Here is a 15611-nt window from a genome sequence, read left to right on the forward strand (position 1 = left end):
AAACCATGCATCCATTTCACTTAGCTTTCCCGGTTGATAACTTACAAGATGCTCGCGCATTTTATGGCGGCTTACTCGGTTGTCCTGAAGGGCGAAGTTCGGATGAGTGGATTGACTTCAATTTATTTGGGCATCAAATTGTGGCGCACTTGGCTGATGGTGAAGCAAAAAACGATGCGCACTCGGATGTGGATGGTAAAAAAGTACCTGTTCGCCATTTTGGTATTGTGCTGTCCATGCCTGAGTGGGAAGCGATGGCCGATAAATTAAAAAAGGCTGGTATTGAGTTTGTGATTGAGCCTTATATTCGGTTTAAGGGTGAAGTCGGGGAGCAGGCCACCATGTTTTTCCTAGACCCCTCAGGGAATGCGATTGAGTTTAAGGCGATGGCGCATCCTGATCGCTTGTTTGCTAAATAATGAGTCAAGATTATTTTGGTTTAACCATCCCATTCTTGGATGTCTTAGGCGTCGAGCCAGAGTTTGCCAAGGATGGTCATTCCCGGATTCGCTTAAATCTTCGACCCGAGCTATTAAATAGCTTTCATGTGGCCCATGGCGGGGTGGTGATGACTATCTTAGATTTTGCAATGGCTGCTGCCGCACGTAGTTCGCATGAGCACATTCTTGGCGTCATCACGATTGATATGACCACCAGTTTCTTGAGACCCTCAAAAGGCATGCTCATTGCAGAAGGCAAAGTCTTAAAAGTTGGTAGCACCGTCAACTATTGTGAGGGTAGTATTTTTAATGAAGCCGGCCAATTGACCGCTAAATCCACAGGCAGTTTCATGCTGCGCCGAGCTAAAAATCAAGCCAGTTAAATCAAATTAGTTAAATTAATTATTCAATTAATTATTATATTTTTTAGTACTTAATAATCATAAGTAACTGATTATTATAATAAATAGTTAATTTAAATCACGAATTTATTATTCACTCTAGGGTGAATAATCCAAAATAAATTATTTCTTGATTCATATATAATCGATTCGTAGTAATAATGAATAATTAAAAAAGATTAATCAATAAATGATTTATTCCTTCTAAATTTTTTATTTATTACCCCTCACCATTATTTTAAAATTCAAGGGAATTATTTAATATGTCATCGTATAAAGAGTTACTTGCGCAGCGTGAGAAGTTGGACAGTCAGATCCAGAGCCTGATGCAGCGTGAAAAGTCTGAGGGAATTGCAAAGGCCAAAAAGATCATTGATGAATTTGGCTTAACTGCGAGTGACTTATTTGGTCGCAAGGCTACCGGTGCCGGCAAGCGTGGACGTCCAGCCAAAAAAGCAGCCGCTAAAAAGCGGGTAGGTAAAAAGCGCGGTAAGGTCGCCCCCAAGTATAAAAATCCAGCAACTGGAGAAACTTGGACCGGACGCGGTAAGGCCCCTAAATGGATCGCAGGGAAGGATCGCAGTAAATTTGCGATTAAATAATCTGAGTCATTTACACTAAAAAGCCAGTTCATTGAACTGGCTTTTTCTTTACTCAAACACGGTATTGACTGCTTCGATAAATAATTTCTCTAATTCCTGATAGGGCTGTTTATCGCCACTCGCACTATAGGTCATGACATTCGTCTTTTCAGGTAAGGCATTGAGTTCCTGGCTAAGTGCTTCCGTATCGCTCGTTTGCGGTTTTAAATGAACTCCATTCTCTTTGGCCATTTCCAATACGCCAGGATGAAGTTGTACAAAGGCTTCGTCCACCAATAGGGGAATGCGACGTGTCTGAATATTCTTACTCAGATAATGAATTAAATGCAATTGTTCGACTGGCGGGATTAAAGAATCTAAATAAATTACATCGGGATAATGCGACACGGCCTGCATCAGGCCCTCAAGACTATCGAGGGAATGGATTAATTGAAAGGGGATTCCCCACTTTTGAATCGCTTTTTGCATTTCATCAAGATTCTCTTGACGCTTAAAGACCCCCAGGGCGATATGTTGATGGTGTTTAGCGCGCTGCTGCATTCCTACTTTTCGGCGGCGTAGCTGCTGATTGAGTGAGCTCGTGAGAATACGGCGGTGCCCACCCCGAGTTTTCCAGGCTGTTAATTCACCAAGCTCCACCATTTTTTGAACGGTTCCTAACGAGACCTGTAGAACCTTGGCACTCTGTCGAGTGCTCAAGTAGGGCTGATTCAGATTAATGGGTTTCATGCTTTCTCCTTTTGTAAATTGGGATAGAAAGAGCATAAAAATCAATTCGATAGAGATCTGTCAGGCAGGGATGAAATGTGGGTAGGAAATTTCCTATAAAGGGGTAGGGATAGGTAAGTTACCTAGTGAGCAATCCCCTAGGACTTTCACTAATTCATTGATCTTGGGGTGTTTTTTCCTCTAACCCATGCTATCCTTACGAAACATAAGGCATTTGCTTTGCGTTCTGCTAATCGGTTAAGCCGTGTCGCAGATGGTTAAAACCACAGTTTTTTTCGGGTTACCCGATGAAAGGTGAGCATCATGATGCAGTCCTATAGAGGTTCCTCATACCTCTTCGGGGGTAATGCCCCCTACGTAGAAGAACTCTACGAGTCATATTTATTAGATCCCACATCCGTAGCGCAGCATTGGCGCGATTACTTTGATAATGTCGTTCAAGTTCCAGCCGTTGATGGTTCCAATGGACGCGATATTGCGCACGCCCCAATCGTGGCGTCATTTGCCGAACGCGCTAAGCAGGGCCCCATCAAAACCATTCAGGATTCAGCCGATTCCGAGATGGGTCGTAAACGGGTGGCAGTTCAGCAGCTCATTGCTGCTTATCGTAACGTCGGTAATCGCTGGGCAAATTTAGATCCCTTGAAGCGCACCGAGCGCCCCGATATTCCGGAACTCAATCCATCGTTTTATGGATTTACCGATGGCGATATGGATATCGTCTTCAATACCAGCAATACCTTCTTTGGTAAAAACCAAATGACCTTGCGCGATTTGCTGCAAGCCTTGCGTGAGACCTATTGCGGCACTTTGGGTGCTGAGTTTATGTACATCGCTGATCAAAAGATCAAAAAATGGTGGCAAGAGAAATTAGAGTCGATCCGCTCAACGCCGAAGTTCACCAATGAGCAACGTCGTCAGATCTTGGATCGCTTAACTGCTGCTGAGGGGCTGGAGCGTTATCTACAAGCAAAGTATGTAGGTCAAAAGCGTTTCTCACTCGAGGGTGGCGACAGTTTTATTCCCTCCATGGATGAGTTGATTCAAGGGGCAGGGAAACGAGGTGTGCAAGAGATAGTGATCGGTATGGCCCATCGTGGCCGCTTAAATGTGCTGGTCAACGTTCTAGGTAAATCTCCCAAAGATCTCTTCGCTGAATTCGATCACACAGCCCCGGAGGATTTGCCAGCGGGTGATGTGAAGTATCACCAAGGATTCTCAAGCGATATCTCGACCCCTGGTGGCCCAGTGCATCTATCGCTCGCCTTTAATCCATCCCACTTAGAAATTGTGAACCCTGTGGTAGAGGGTTCAGCCCGTGCACGAATGGAGCGCCGCAATGATCTCTCCGGCAGTCAAGTTTTGCCGGTCCTGGTTCATGGCGACGCTGCGATTGCAGGTCAGGGTGTGATGCAAGAGACTTTAGCCCTATCGGAAGTGCGCGGTTATTCCACGGGCGGCACGGTGCATATCGTGATTAATAACCAAATTGGTTTTACAACCTCCGACCCGCGTGATTTACGCTCGAGTCTGTATTGCACCGACATCATGAAAACAATTGACGCACCGGTATTGCATGTCAATGGTGATGATCCGGAGGCGGTGGTATTGGCGACTCAACTTGCGCTTGAGTTCAGAACCCAGTTTAAGAAAGATGTTGCTGTCGACATTATTTGCTTCCGTAAATTAGGCCACAATGAGCAAGATACGCCAGCGATGACCCAACCCCTGATGTACAGCATTATTGCGAAGCATCCTGGAACGCGTAAGTTGTATGCAGACCGGCTTGAAGCGCAAGGTGTGATTGCTCCTGGAGCTGGTGACGAGATGGTGAAAGCCTATCGTGCCGCAATGGATGCGGGCAAGCAAACGCTTGATCCAGTATTGAGCAATTTCAAAGGAAAGTTTGCGGTTGATTGGTCGCCGTTCTTAAATAAGAAATGGACTGATCAAGCCGATACCGCTATTCCACTCACCGAGTGGAAGCGCTTAGCTGAAAAACTCTCCACCATTCCTGAAGACTTTAAGGCGCACCCCTTGGTTCAAAAGGTCTATGCAGACCGAGCTGCGATGGGTCGCGGTGAAATCAATGTGGACTGGGGGATGGGCGAGGCGATGGCCTTTGCTTCTTTGCTTGCGAGTGGTTATCCGATTCGTTTATCGGGTGAAGACAGCGGTCGCGGTACCTTTAGCCATCGTCATTCCGTATTGCATGATCAAAATCGCGAGAAGTGGGATATCGGCACGTATATCCCCTTGCAACATGTCAGCAAGGACCAGGCACCCTTTACGGTCATTGATTCCATCCTATCTGAAGAGGCAGTATTGGGATTTGAATATGGTTATGCAGCAGCTGAGCCCAATACACTCACGATCTGGGAAGCCCAGTTTGGTGACTTTGTGAATGGCGCCCAGGTTGTCATCGATCAGTTCATTGCTTCTGGTGAGGTGAAATGGGGTCGAGTGAACGGCTTGGTGATGATGTTGCCACATGGTTACGAAGGTCAGGGCCCAGAGCACTCCTCGGCGCGTCTGGAGCGCTTTATGCAGTTGTGCGCTGATACCAATATGCAAGTGGTTCAACCCACGACCGCATCGCAAATCTTCCACCTCTTGCGTCGTCAGATGATTCGGCAATTTAGAAAGCCACTGATCATCATGACGCCTAAATCCTTACTGCGTCATAAAGATGCTGCCTCACCGCTCATTGAGTTCACCAAAGGTGATTTTCAGACGGTGATTCCAGAGCAAGACGATTCGCTCGATCCCAAAAAGGTGGAGCGTTTGATCGTTTGTTCGGGTAAGGTTTATTTCGACTTGGTCAAGCAGCGCACCGATAAGAAGATTGATAACGTGGCGATTGTTCGCATTGAGCAGCTGTATCCATTCCCCCATAAGGCGGTTGCAAATATCATCAAGTCTTACCCCAATCTCACTGAGCTGGTGTGGTGTCAAGACGAGCCACAAAATCAGGGTGCTTGGTTCTTCGTGCAACATAATTTGCTCGAGAACATGGGTGAAGGTATGCGCCTTGGTTATGCCGGTCGACCTGCATCGGCCTCGCCAGCTGTCGGATATGCCCATTTGCACCAGAGTCAGCAAAAGGCATTACTCACCGCAGCGTTTGCCAAGCTCAAAGGATTTGTGGCCACCAAATAGGTGGTATGTACAGAACAGCGATTTAATCTAACTTATTCATAGGACATATCATGGCTTTATTTGACGTAAAGGTTCCACAACTCTCCGAATCCGTTGCTGAAGCAACTCTCTTGCAGTGGAAGAAAAAACCGGGCGATGCCGTAGCCCAAGACGAGATCTTGATTGAGATCGAAACCGACAAGGTGGTGTTGGAAGTACCCGCTCCATCCGCAGGGGTGATGGCTGAGATTTTGGTTGCCGATGGTGGAACCGTGGTGGCAGATCAGGTGATCGCCAAGATTGATAGCGAAGGCAGGGCGACTGCAGCACCCGCACCAGCCACAGCAGCAGCTCCCGCTAAAGCCCCAGCTGCTGCAGCTTCTGCAGACAAGGGCTCAATCGCGGCACCCTCTGCAGCCAAACTCATGGCTGAAAATAATCTAACGGCCAATCAAGTTGCTGGTACCGGTCGTGATGGTCGTGTAACGAAGGGTGATGTACAAAATGCGATCGCAGGCGGTGCTAAGCCCGCAATGAGTGCTGCACCATTGCCGATGTCGAGTGTCTCATTAGGCGAGCGGACTGAAGAGCGAGTTCCGATGACTCGTCTGCGTGCGCGCATTGCCGAGCGCCTCCTCGAATCTCAAGCCAATAATGCGATCTTGACCACCTTCAATGAGGTCAATATGGCTCCTGTGATTGCCATGCGCTCCCGCTACAAAGACGTCTTTGAAAAAACCCATGGTGTGAAGTTAGGGTTTATGTCTTTCTTTGTGAAAGCTGCTACCTATGCGTTGAAGAAGTACCCGATTCTGAATGCATCGGTTGATGGTAACGACATCGTCTACCACGGTTACTTTGATATTGGCATTGCGGTAAGCTCGCCACGAGGTCTCGTGGTGCCCATCTTGCGTAATGTTGATCAAATGACCTTAGCTGAGATTGAAAAGCAAATTGCGGAGTATGGCAATAAAGCGCGCGAGGGTAAGTTAAGCATTGAAGAGCTTACCGGTGGAACTTTCTCTATCTCCAATGGCGGCGTATTTGGTTCGATGCTCTCAACCCCCATTATTAATCCACCACAATCAGCCATCCTCGGAATCCACGCTACCAAGGAGCGCGCTGTCGTGGAGGACGGACAAATCGTGATTCGTCCGATTAACTATCTGGCCCTCTCGTATGACCATCGGATTATTGATGGTCGCGAGGCAGTTCTCGGTCTAGTGGCAATGAAGGAGCTATTAGAAGACCCAGCTCGTTTACTACTTGATCTGTAAGGAGTAAACCATGAGCCAAGTATTTGATGTGCTAGTAATTGGAGCTGGCCCCGGTGGTTACATCGCGGCGATTCGGGCTGCGCAGTTGGGATTTAAGGTGGCGTGTGCAGAGTCGAATCCATACGCAGATCCCAAAGGGGAGCCTCGACTGGGCGGCACTTGTTTGAACGTAGGCTGTATTCCTTCGAAAGCCTTGTTAGCATCCTCTGAAGAGTTTGAGAAGATTGGCCATCATGTGGCTAATCACGGTATCCAAGTGGGTAGCGTGAGCATTGATATCAAAAAAATGCTGGCCCGCAAGGATGAGATCGTCAACAAAATGACCGGCGGCATTAGTTTTCTGTTTCGCAAAAATAAAGTCACCAGTATCAAAGGGCACGCTTCCTTTGTTGGTAAAACCGCAGATGGTTATCAAATCAAGATTACCGGTAAAGACGCCGGAACCATTAGCGCTAAGAATGTCATTATTGCGACGGGCTCAAAGGCCAGACATCTTCCCAACATCCCAGTGGATAACGTACTGGTTTGCGATAACGAGGGTGCGCTTAAATTTGACTCTCTACCCAAACGCTTGGGCGTGATTGGCGCTGGTGTGATTGGTCTTGAGCTTGGTTCAGTGTGGCGCCGCGTTGGCTCCCAGGTCACGGTCCTCGAAGCCTTGCCAAGCTTCTTGGGCGCTTGTGATGACGGAATTGCAAAAGAAGCTAAAAAGATTTTCACTAAGCAAGGTCTTGATATTCATATGGGCGTCAAGATTGATGGTGTGAAGGCCGACAAGAAGGGCGTGGTGGTTTCCTATCAGGACAGCACAGGTAAACCCCAAAAGCTGGAATGCGATCGCTTGATTGTTTCAGTCGGCCGTGTGCCCAATACTGAAGGACTCAATCTAGAGGCCATCCAGGTCAAAACTGATGAGCGGGGATTTATCCCCATCAATGACCATACCTGTGCTACTACAGCACCTGGGGTCTATGCGATTGGTGACGTGGTCCGTGGACCAATGCTTGCTCATAAGGCCGAGGATGAAGGGGTGCTTGTGGCCGAGTTACTGGCTGGTCAAAAACCACATATTGATTACAACTGTATTCCATGGGTGATTTACACCGACCCAGAGATTGCATGGGTTGGTAAAACTGAGCAACAACTCAAAGCCGAAGGACGTCCCTATAAGGCGGGCCAGTTCCCGTTCATGGCTAATGGCCGTGCACTTGGGATGGATCGTGCTGATGGCTTCGTCAAAATCCTAGCGGATGCCAAAACGGATGAGGTTCTGGGGGTACATATTATTGGCCCCAATGCTTCGGATCTAATTGCGGAAGCCGCGCTCGCGATGGAGTTCAAAGCAGCTGCTGAAGACATTGCTCGTGTTTGCCATCCACATCCTAGCTTATCGGAGGTTATGCGCGAAGCAGCTTTAGCAACGGATCAACGCGCACTCAATATGTAAGTTGAAAGTCGCTGACTTTTACTACCAAGAGTGTAAAGCGCGCGGTTATCAGCCAGATCCTGCGCAGGAGCGAGCCATTGCTCGGTTGCAGCAATGCGAAGATCAGTGGGTCGCTTATAAAGAGATTCGGAGTAACGCGCTTACTAAAAAACTCTTTCACCCCGAGTTACCCCGTGGGGTTTACTTATGGGGTGGGGTGGGCCGCGGTAAATCCTTTTTGATGGATTGTTTCTACGAGGCATCTCCCGTTCAAAAGAAAATCCGGATTCATTTTCATGAGTTCATGCGCGAGGTTCATCGTGAACTCCATGAGCTTTCAGGATTAGCCGATCCTCTCGATGAGTTAGCCAAACGCATCTCCGATCGATATCGCTTAATTTGCTTTGATGAGTTTCATATTAACGATATTGCCGATGCCATGATCATGTATCGCCTCTTAAAGGCTTTATTCATTGATCGAGTGCAGTTCATCATGACCTCCAACTATCGACCGGATCAGCTCTATCCCAATGGTCTGCATCGTGATCGACTATTACCCGCCATTAAGCTCTTGGAGGAAAAACTGGATATCTTGAATGTCGATGCAGGCAGTGATTACCGACAAATTCAGATGACGCGGATTCAGGCTTACTTAACCCCTTTAAATGAAACAACCCATCGGCAGATGGAAGATTATTTTCATGAGCTAATCGGCAAACAAATCGAGGCCACGAACCGCACCCTCAAAATTGAGTCCCGCGAGATCCGAGCTTTGCATTTGGCTGAAGGCGTCGTTTGGTTTGACTTCCAAACCCTCTGCGTGGGCCCGCGGTCTCAAAATGATTATTTGGAGATTGCCAATACGTTTCACACGGTGATGGTCTCTGAGGTGCCGTATATGCCCCCGCGTTTAACCAATGAGGCCAGACGCTTTATTTGGCTGATTGATGTGCTGTATGACCATCGGGTGAAATTAATTATGTCTGCTGAGGTGCCCCCCGATCAGCTCTACACCGAGGGGCAGGTTGCCAGTGAATTTGCTCGAACCGTATCGCGTTTAATGGAGATGCAGTCTCGGGAATACATTGAGGCACCGCGTCGCCTGATTAATGCTCAACTGACCTAAAATAGGGTCATGAGTATGCCAATTCCTATTAATGCCGATTTGCATTGCCACTCGGTGGTCTCCGATGGCACCTTAACGCCAGAGGAATTGGCCTTGCGTGCCCATCAAAATGGGGTGCATCTGTGGTCATTGACCGATCATGATGTCCTAGGCGGTCAGGAGCGTGCCCGTCAAGCCGCTCTTAATTTGGGCATGGACTATTTATCGGGAGTCGAGATCTCCATTAGTTGGATGGGGCAAACCGTCCATATTGTTGGTTTGGGATTTGATGCCAGTAACTCAATCTTGCAAGAGGGCTTGCGTGCTACGCGCGATGGTCGAGAAGAGCGAGCTCGTCAAATGGCAGCCCAACTTGCGCAAATTGGGATTGAAAATAGCTATGAGGGCGCCCTCAAGTTTGCAGGCAACCCAGAGCTTATTGCCCGCACCCACTTTGCACGCTTTTTGGTGGAGCAAAATGTCTGTCGTGATATGGATGAGGTATTCAGAAAATACTTGGTCGCCGGTAAACCCGGTTATGTCTCGCATCGTTGGGCAAGCTTGGATCAGGCGGTCGAGTGGATTAGGGGTGCTGGTGGCGAAGCGGTTATTGCACACCCCGGTCGCTATCGCCTAAATGCGATGCAAATGGATGAGCTCTATGCCCGCTTTAAGGATCTTGGGGGTGCTGGTATTGAAGTGGTGACCGGTAGCCATAGCCCCAATCAATACCAAACCTATGCGAAGGTTGCCGAGCGCTATGGCTTTATGGCCTCACGTGGCTCTGATTTTCATGATCCGCAGGAGAGCGATATTGATTTGGGGAATCTTCCTCATCTTCCTGAGCACCTCAAGCCCATTTGGTCGGCCTTTCATTAAATAAGCGACAATCCACTTTATGTTTGCAGAACGCGTTTTATCCGGCATGCGTCCCACGGGCGCCTTGCATTTAGGTCATTACCATGGCGTCCTTAAAAATTGGGTTCGCCTTCAGGCTGAATACCCCTGTTTCTTCTTTGTCGCTGACTGGCATGCATTGACAACCCACTATGAGACCCCTGAGGTGATTCAGGAGTCGGTCTGGGAGATGGTGATCGATTGGTTAGCGGCGGGAGTGGATCCCAATCAAGCCACATTATTTATTCAGAGTCGGGTCCCAGAGCATTCAGAGTTATTTCTACTGCTAGCGATGGGCACACCCTTGGGCTGGTTAGAACGTGTGCCCACCTATAAAGACCAGATCGAGAAACTCAAAGAAAAAGATCTGCAGACCTATGGCTTTCTGGGCTATCCCTTGCTGCAAGCAGCCGATATTTTGATCTATCGAGCACTCTACGTTCCAGTGGGTGAGGACCAAGTTCCTCATGTGGAGATGACCCGTGAAGTCGCGCGGCGCTTTAACCATTTGTATGGTCGAGAACTAGGCTTTGAAGAGAAAGCCCTTGAGGCGGTCAAGAAATTAGGCAGCAAGCGCGCCAAACTCTACCTAGAGCTGCGTAATGCCTATCAGGAGCGAGGTGAAGATGAGGCACTCATGCAAGCCCAAGCGCTCTTGCAAGAGGCGCAAAGTCTATCGATGGGTGACCGTGAGCGTTTATTTGGATACCTCGAGGGTGCGCGCAAGATCATTTTGGTCGAGCCCCAGGCTTTGTTAACCGAAGCGGCGCGGATGCCAGGTCTTGATGGGCAAAAGATGTCGAAGTCCTACGCCAATACGATTGCCATTCGGGAGGCGCCTGAGGAGGTGATCCGCTTGGTGCGGACCATGCCAACTGATCCTGCTAGGGTACGACGCACTGACCCCGGTAACCCAGCCAATTGCCCCCTATGGCAGTTTCATCAGGTGTATTCGGACCAAACGACGAAAGACTGGGCTCAGAAGGGCTGTCAATCCGCAAGCATTGGCTGCCTAGACTGTAAACAACCCGTGATTGATGCCATTTTGCGAGAGCAACAACCCATGTTTGAACGAGCACAGCAATATCTAGACGATCCTAGCCTATTGCGCTCCATCATTGCCGATGGTTCGGACAAGGCGCGTAAGGTTGCCCAAGAAACCATGCGGGATGTGCGTGAGGCCATGGGACTAGACGTTGATTGATCACGAATCACGTGCACGCCACTCTAGAAACTGCTTCCCCTTGGATTGCTCAGTACGCTGACCTGATTGTTCCTGGGGGTAAGGTCTTGGATCTTGCCAGTGGTGGTGGACGTCATGCCATCTACCTCGCTAATAAGGGTTTCATGGTGTTGGCAGTTGATCGTGATCAGGAGTCTCTGGCGCGCATTCAGCATGATTTTGTAATGACCCAGCCAATGGATCTTGAAGGGGAGGCATGGCCTTTGCCCGAATCCGAGTTTGGTAAGTGGAATGCCATCGTGGTGAGCAACTATCTTTACCGTCCTTACTTGGATCAATTGCCACATCTTTTGGAAGAGGGCGGCATCTTGCTTTATGAGACCTTTGCAATTGGTAATGAAGAATTTGGCAAACCCTCAAACCCAAACTTTTTACTCCAGCATGGCGAATTATTGGATCTCGCCAGGCGACATGATCTGCATGTGGTCGCCTATCAGGATGGCTATCGTGAGATGCCCAAGCCAGCCATGGTTCAAAGCCTATGCGCTAGTCGGGGACTGCCCAAAATACGCCATCCGTTACAATTCAATGCGACAGTCGCTTAATCCATAAAGCCCTATGAAATCAGCCATGATGACCGGAAGTATGGTTGCAATTGCAACCCCAATGCACGAAGACGGTAGTCTTGATTACCCCGCATTGCGCTCCTTGCTCGACTGGCATGTGAGCGAGGGTACCGATGCGATTGTGATCGTTGGCACCAGTGGTGAGTCACCTACGGTCTCGGTTGAGGAACACTGTGAGTTGATCCGGATTACTGTTGAACATATCAATGGGCGTATCGCAGTCATTGCTGGAACTGGCGGCAACTCCACCCGAGAAGCGATTGAATTAACCGAATACGCTAAGAAGGTGGGTGCGGATGCTAGCTTGCAAGTGGTGCCGTATTACAACAAGCCTACGCAAGAGGGAATGTACGCCCACTTTAAAACGATCGCCGAGCGCGTCGATCTGCCGGTCATTTTGTATAACGTTCCTGGACGCACGGTCGCTGATCTTGCCAACGAGACCACCGTACGGTTGGCACAAGTGCCGGGCGTGATTGGGATTAAAGATGCGACAGGTAATCTAGAGCGCGGCTCGCTCCTACTGGCCGAGCTTAAAAGTAAACAACTGAACCAGTTTGCGGTTTATTCTGGGGATGATCTAACCGCGATATTCTTAATGCTGATGGGTGGGCATGGCAATATCTCGGTCACTGCCAATGTGGCACCTCGTTTGATGAGCGAACTTTGCAAAGCAGCGATCGCAGGGGATGCCAAGCGCGCGCGAGAGATTCAGTATCAATTGTTGGCAGTTCACAAGATGATGTTTATCGAGGCTAATCCCATACCCGTGAAATGGGCCTTGCATCAGATGGGTAAGATTCCAGCCGGAATTCGGTTACCATTGACGCCACTTAGCGAGCCATTGCGTGAGCCATTGCGTCAGGCACTAGGCCAAGCCGGCTTGCTGTAATTTCTTTAGGATCGAATGCGTTCAGTTCTTCACACCATCTCGTTGACCTGTGCAATTGTTACGCTTACTGCATGCAGTAGCTTTAGTAGTATGACCGCCAGTGATAAGGTGGACTACAAAAAATCCGGAGATGTACGCGGCCCCAATCTGGCATTACCCCCGGATTTAATCACGGCTCAAGCGGATCGTCGCTATGTCGTTCAGGATGGCACGGCGACCATGTCGGAGTACAACCAGGCGGTCAAGAAGTCCTCCCAAACACGCTCGAATGTGTTGACCGGTATTCCGGGGATGAAGATTGAGCGTGACGGGGATCGGCGTTGGTTGGTGGTCGATAAGTCGGCAACCGAGCTTTACCCTCAAGTAAAAGATTTTTGGCAAGAGAATGGTTTCTTACTAGTAATTGATTCACCATCAACTGGGATTATGGAAACCGACTGGGCAGAAAATCGTGCCAAGATTCCGCAAGATATTATTCGAAGAACCTTAGGGCGTGTATTGGATTCTGCCTATGATTCTGGGGAGCGCGATAAATTCCGGACCCGTCTTGAAGTACAAAAACCCGATGTCACTGAGATCTACATTACTCACAAAGGGGCAATCGAGACTCCAGTAAAAGATAGCTCAGGCGCCATGATTACCACCCAATGGACTGTGCGACCAACCGACCCTGAGTTGGAAGCCATTTTCTTGACCCGCTTGATGGAGCGTCTTGGTATGACCCAAGACCAGGCGAGGGCCCAAGTTGCGGCAACTGCGACGGCTCCCAAGACCCCAAGAGCAAAGTTGGTGGAAGAGGGGCCCGCTACCCGTATCGAAATGAGCTCCAGCTTTGATCGTGCTTGGCGCGATGTTGGCCTTGCCTTAGATCGCTCTAACTTTACGGTGGAAGACCGCGATCGCTCACGAGGGATTTACTTTGTCCGTTACGTTAATCCAAAAGATCTAGGTGATGGTCGCAGTTGGTTTGGTCGTACCTTTGGCAGAAGCAATGATTCAGATAAGAAAGCAAAACTCTATCGGGTCGTGGTTCAAGCAAGGGGTGAGAATCAAGTCGTGATTTTGGTGCAAGACTCCGAAGGTAAGCCTGAGAACACCGCCACTGGCAATCAGTTACTCACCACGCTAGATCGACAGCTCATTAAATAATCACAGCACTCTTCCAAAGAAAAAAGGCGCTCAATGAGCGCCTTTCTTCATGCAGCTTCAGAATTACTTCTTGGCTGGAGCAGCAGGTGCAGCTGGAGCAGCAGGAGCAGCTGGAGCAGCGCCGGCAGGTGCAGCAGCTGGAGCAGCGCCGTCAGCTGGTTTTGCATCAGCGGCAGGAGCAGCAGCAGGAGCGGCTGGAGCAGCAGCTGGCTTAGCTTCTTCTTTCTTACCGCAAGCAGACAAAGCAACGGCCAACATTGCGGCCAAGAGGAGTGACTTCTTCATTGATTTATTTCCTTTAAATTTAAGACGATTTACATCAATTACCGGTAATTGTTGTAAGACCTTGAGTGCATATTGCGGATGCAATACAACTCAGATCCACTCATAATTATAGCAATTGCACCATCATTTGCTCAACGCCATTGGGCTAAATTGCTGCCTACTCAAGTAAGAGCCAACCGTCAGAATAGGCTTCATACAGCGAGTTATTTTTCGTTAAAGACGGGAGACTCAATTGCCGATCGATCTTCTTCGAATTCGCTCTTGATAAACCCTTATTTTTACTGGATTTTTGTATTCGCCCTTGGGTGAGGAAATGCTGCTGCGCTAGTATTTGCCATGCTTTGATGGTGGCAAGATCCTGCCCTTCAGTCACTGCATCCCCATTGCAAAAAACGGTCTCACCTCGGATCAATAGGCGGGTTTGGGGGTGAGGTACCAAGGCCATTTTCTGAAGACCGGCTCGAAGTGCGCTGGGACTCAAGACGGGGTCGGGTGAAGTAAAGATCGCCTGCGGTTTTGGCTCGCTCAGATAAGCAGCAATGCCGTTGATGAATGTCGGGGTTTGATCTAAAGCTAGAGCCGCAATGCGTTGGCGGATTTCATCTTCGAGTTGTGCAGGTAAACGTGCTGGATCAAGGCAGGCTTTTTGATTGGGATCCGCATAAATTGCGGCGAGGGAAGGATCGGACTCCAAGGATTCAGCAAGGCGCCACAACCCCTCAGCGATGAGTTCTCGATACGACGGCGACCGAAAGCCCACCGACCAGGTTTGGCAGCCCGCATCGAGCGCCACTCCCTCGTGGGCAATATTGGGTGGTAGATAGAGTAAATCGCCGGGTTCCAAGATCCACTCTTGCTCAGGCTTAAAGCGTGCCAGGATCTTGAGTGGTAAATCAGGCCGCAGGCTTAGATCGGCCTGCCCAGAAATCTTCCAGCGGCGTCGACCTTCCATCTGGATTAAAAATACATCGTAGGAGTCGACATGCGGCCCTACGCCACCCCCAACACCCGCGATGCTAATCATTAGATCATCTAGGCGCGCATCTGGAATAAACCGAAACCAGGATAAAACATGGGCGGCCGCCGAATGCCGTGCCTCCATCCCTTGGATTAATAGCGTCCAATCTTGCGCGCTATTTGCGGGGATCTCTTTTTTTCGTAAAGGGCCGTGTTGCAGACGCCATGGTTTAGCCTCAACCAAACGCGCTTCACTAAGACCATCGCATGCATATCCAAACAGGGTTTTATCTGGGATTGGGCTTAATAGAGGCAAGCCAGCCTCTTTGCTCAGTGCAAAAGCGGGAATGGCTTGGCGGACCAGGAGTGGGCATTTATGCCAATACCGTTGCATAAATGTTTGGGGGCTCAGATTGCCCAAAAGCGGCCACGGCAGATCTAGCGGTAGTATGGCTGGGGCTTTGGGGGGTTCGTAGCGAGCGCGAGTCTTAGTCAAGTAAAATG

The 15611-nt window shown here is 49.2% G+C and carries 15 protein-coding genes; 12 read left to right on the forward strand and 3 right to left on the reverse strand.

Features of this window, described 5'->3' with window-relative positions:
- Positions 1–5 precede the first annotated feature (5 nt).
- The 3 genes from QUE64_RS04000 (at position 6) to QUE64_RS04010 (ending at position 1443) form a co-directional block, all read left to right on the forward strand.
- Positions 6–419 carry a VOC family protein gene (locus QUE64_RS04000; RefSeq protein ID WP_108508276.1) on the forward strand — a complete coding sequence of 138 codons (414 nt, stop codon included), beginning with the start codon at positions 6–8 and terminating at the stop codon, positions 417–419.
- Positions 419–823 carry a PaaI family thioesterase gene (locus QUE64_RS04005; RefSeq protein WP_286226010.1) on the forward strand — a complete coding sequence of 135 codons (405 nt, stop codon included), beginning with the start codon at positions 419–421 and terminating at the stop codon, positions 821–823. Before QUE64_RS04000 ends, QUE64_RS04005 begins: the two co-directional genes overlap by 1 nt.
- A 281-nt stretch (positions 824–1104) precedes the next feature.
- On the forward strand, positions 1105–1443 hold the full coding sequence (locus QUE64_RS04010; protein ID WP_286226011.1) for an H-NS histone family protein: 339 nt from the start codon (positions 1105–1107) through the stop codon (positions 1441–1443).
- 48 nt (positions 1444–1491) lie between these two features.
- On the opposite strand, the gene QUE64_RS04015 is transcribed toward QUE64_RS04010, so the two are convergent.
- A complete protein-coding gene (locus QUE64_RS04015; protein WP_286226012.1) occupies positions 1492–2172 on the reverse strand; it encodes a helix-turn-helix domain-containing protein in 681 nt (226 codons plus the stop codon).
- A 303-nt stretch (positions 2173–2475) separates the two neighbouring features.
- On the opposite strand from QUE64_RS04015, the gene QUE64_RS04020 reads away from it, so the two are divergent.
- Genes QUE64_RS04020 through bamC form a run of 9 tightly spaced genes read left to right on the forward strand, consistent with a single transcriptional unit; the run spans position 2476 to position 13865 of the window.
- Positions 2476–5331 carry a 2-oxoglutarate dehydrogenase E1 component gene (locus tag QUE64_RS04020; protein WP_286226013.1) on the forward strand — a complete coding sequence of 952 codons (2856 nt, stop codon included), beginning with the start codon at positions 2476–2478 and terminating at the stop codon, positions 5329–5331.
- Between the two features lie 50 nt (positions 5332–5381).
- Positions 5382–6587: a 2-oxoglutarate dehydrogenase complex dihydrolipoyllysine-residue succinyltransferase gene (odhB, locus tag QUE64_RS04025; protein ID WP_286226014.1), complete on the forward strand. Its 1206-nt coding sequence runs from the start codon at positions 5382–5384 to the stop codon at positions 6585–6587.
- Between the two features lie 10 nt (positions 6588–6597).
- Positions 6598–8034 (forward strand): dihydrolipoyl dehydrogenase, encoded by a 1437-nt coding sequence (gene lpdA / locus QUE64_RS04030; protein ID WP_286224540.1) that lies wholly within the window; start codon positions 6598–6600, stop codon positions 8032–8034.
- Between the two features lies 1 nt (position 8035).
- Positions 8036–9139 carry a cell division protein ZapE gene (gene zapE / locus QUE64_RS04035; protein ID WP_286226015.1) on the forward strand — a complete coding sequence of 368 codons (1104 nt, stop codon included), beginning with the start codon at positions 8036–8038 and terminating at the stop codon, positions 9137–9139.
- Between the two features lie 15 nt (positions 9140–9154).
- Positions 9155–9997 carry a 3',5'-nucleoside bisphosphate phosphatase gene (locus tag QUE64_RS04040; protein ID WP_286226159.1) on the forward strand — a complete coding sequence of 281 codons (843 nt, stop codon included), beginning with the start codon at positions 9155–9157 and terminating at the stop codon, positions 9995–9997.
- Between the two features lie 19 nt (positions 9998–10016).
- Positions 10017–11219: a tryptophan--tRNA ligase gene (locus QUE64_RS04045; RefSeq protein ID WP_286226016.1), complete on the forward strand. Its 1203-nt coding sequence runs from the start codon at positions 10017–10019 to the stop codon at positions 11217–11219.
- Complete coding sequence (locus QUE64_RS04050) at positions 11216–11803, forward strand: class I SAM-dependent methyltransferase (protein ID WP_286226017.1); 588 nt, start codon at positions 11216–11218, stop codon at positions 11801–11803. The genes QUE64_RS04045 and QUE64_RS04050 overlap by 4 nt, the downstream gene beginning before the upstream one ends.
- 25 nt (positions 11804–11828) lie before the next feature.
- A complete protein-coding gene (gene dapA / locus QUE64_RS04055) occupies positions 11829–12716 on the forward strand; it encodes a 4-hydroxy-tetrahydrodipicolinate synthase (protein ID WP_286226018.1) in 888 nt (295 codons plus the stop codon).
- Between the two features lie 15 nt (positions 12717–12731).
- The gene (gene bamC / locus QUE64_RS04060; protein WP_286226019.1) at positions 12732–13865 is read left to right on the forward strand and encodes an outer membrane protein assembly factor BamC; all 1134 of its coding nucleotides are present in this window, start codon (positions 12732–12734) and stop codon (positions 13863–13865) included.
- A gap of 63 nt (positions 13866–13928) precedes the next feature.
- Here the strand turns inward: bamC and QUE64_RS04065 are convergent, their stop codons facing one another.
- Both QUE64_RS04065 and QUE64_RS04070 read right to left on the reverse strand, forming a co-directional pair.
- Complete coding sequence (locus tag QUE64_RS04065) at positions 13929–14150, reverse strand: hypothetical protein (RefSeq protein WP_286226020.1); 222 nt, start codon at positions 14148–14150, stop codon at positions 13929–13931.
- Between the two features lie 157 nt (positions 14151–14307).
- Positions 14308–15603: a cupin domain-containing protein gene (locus QUE64_RS04070; protein WP_286226021.1), complete on the reverse strand. Its 1296-nt coding sequence runs from the start codon at positions 15601–15603 to the stop codon at positions 14308–14310.
- Positions 15604–15611 lie beyond the last annotated feature (8 nt).

This window comes from Polynucleobacter sp. HIN7 (assembly GCF_030297595.1).
In the GTDB taxonomy this organism is placed as follows: domain Bacteria; phylum Pseudomonadota; class Gammaproteobacteria; order Burkholderiales; family Burkholderiaceae; genus Polynucleobacter.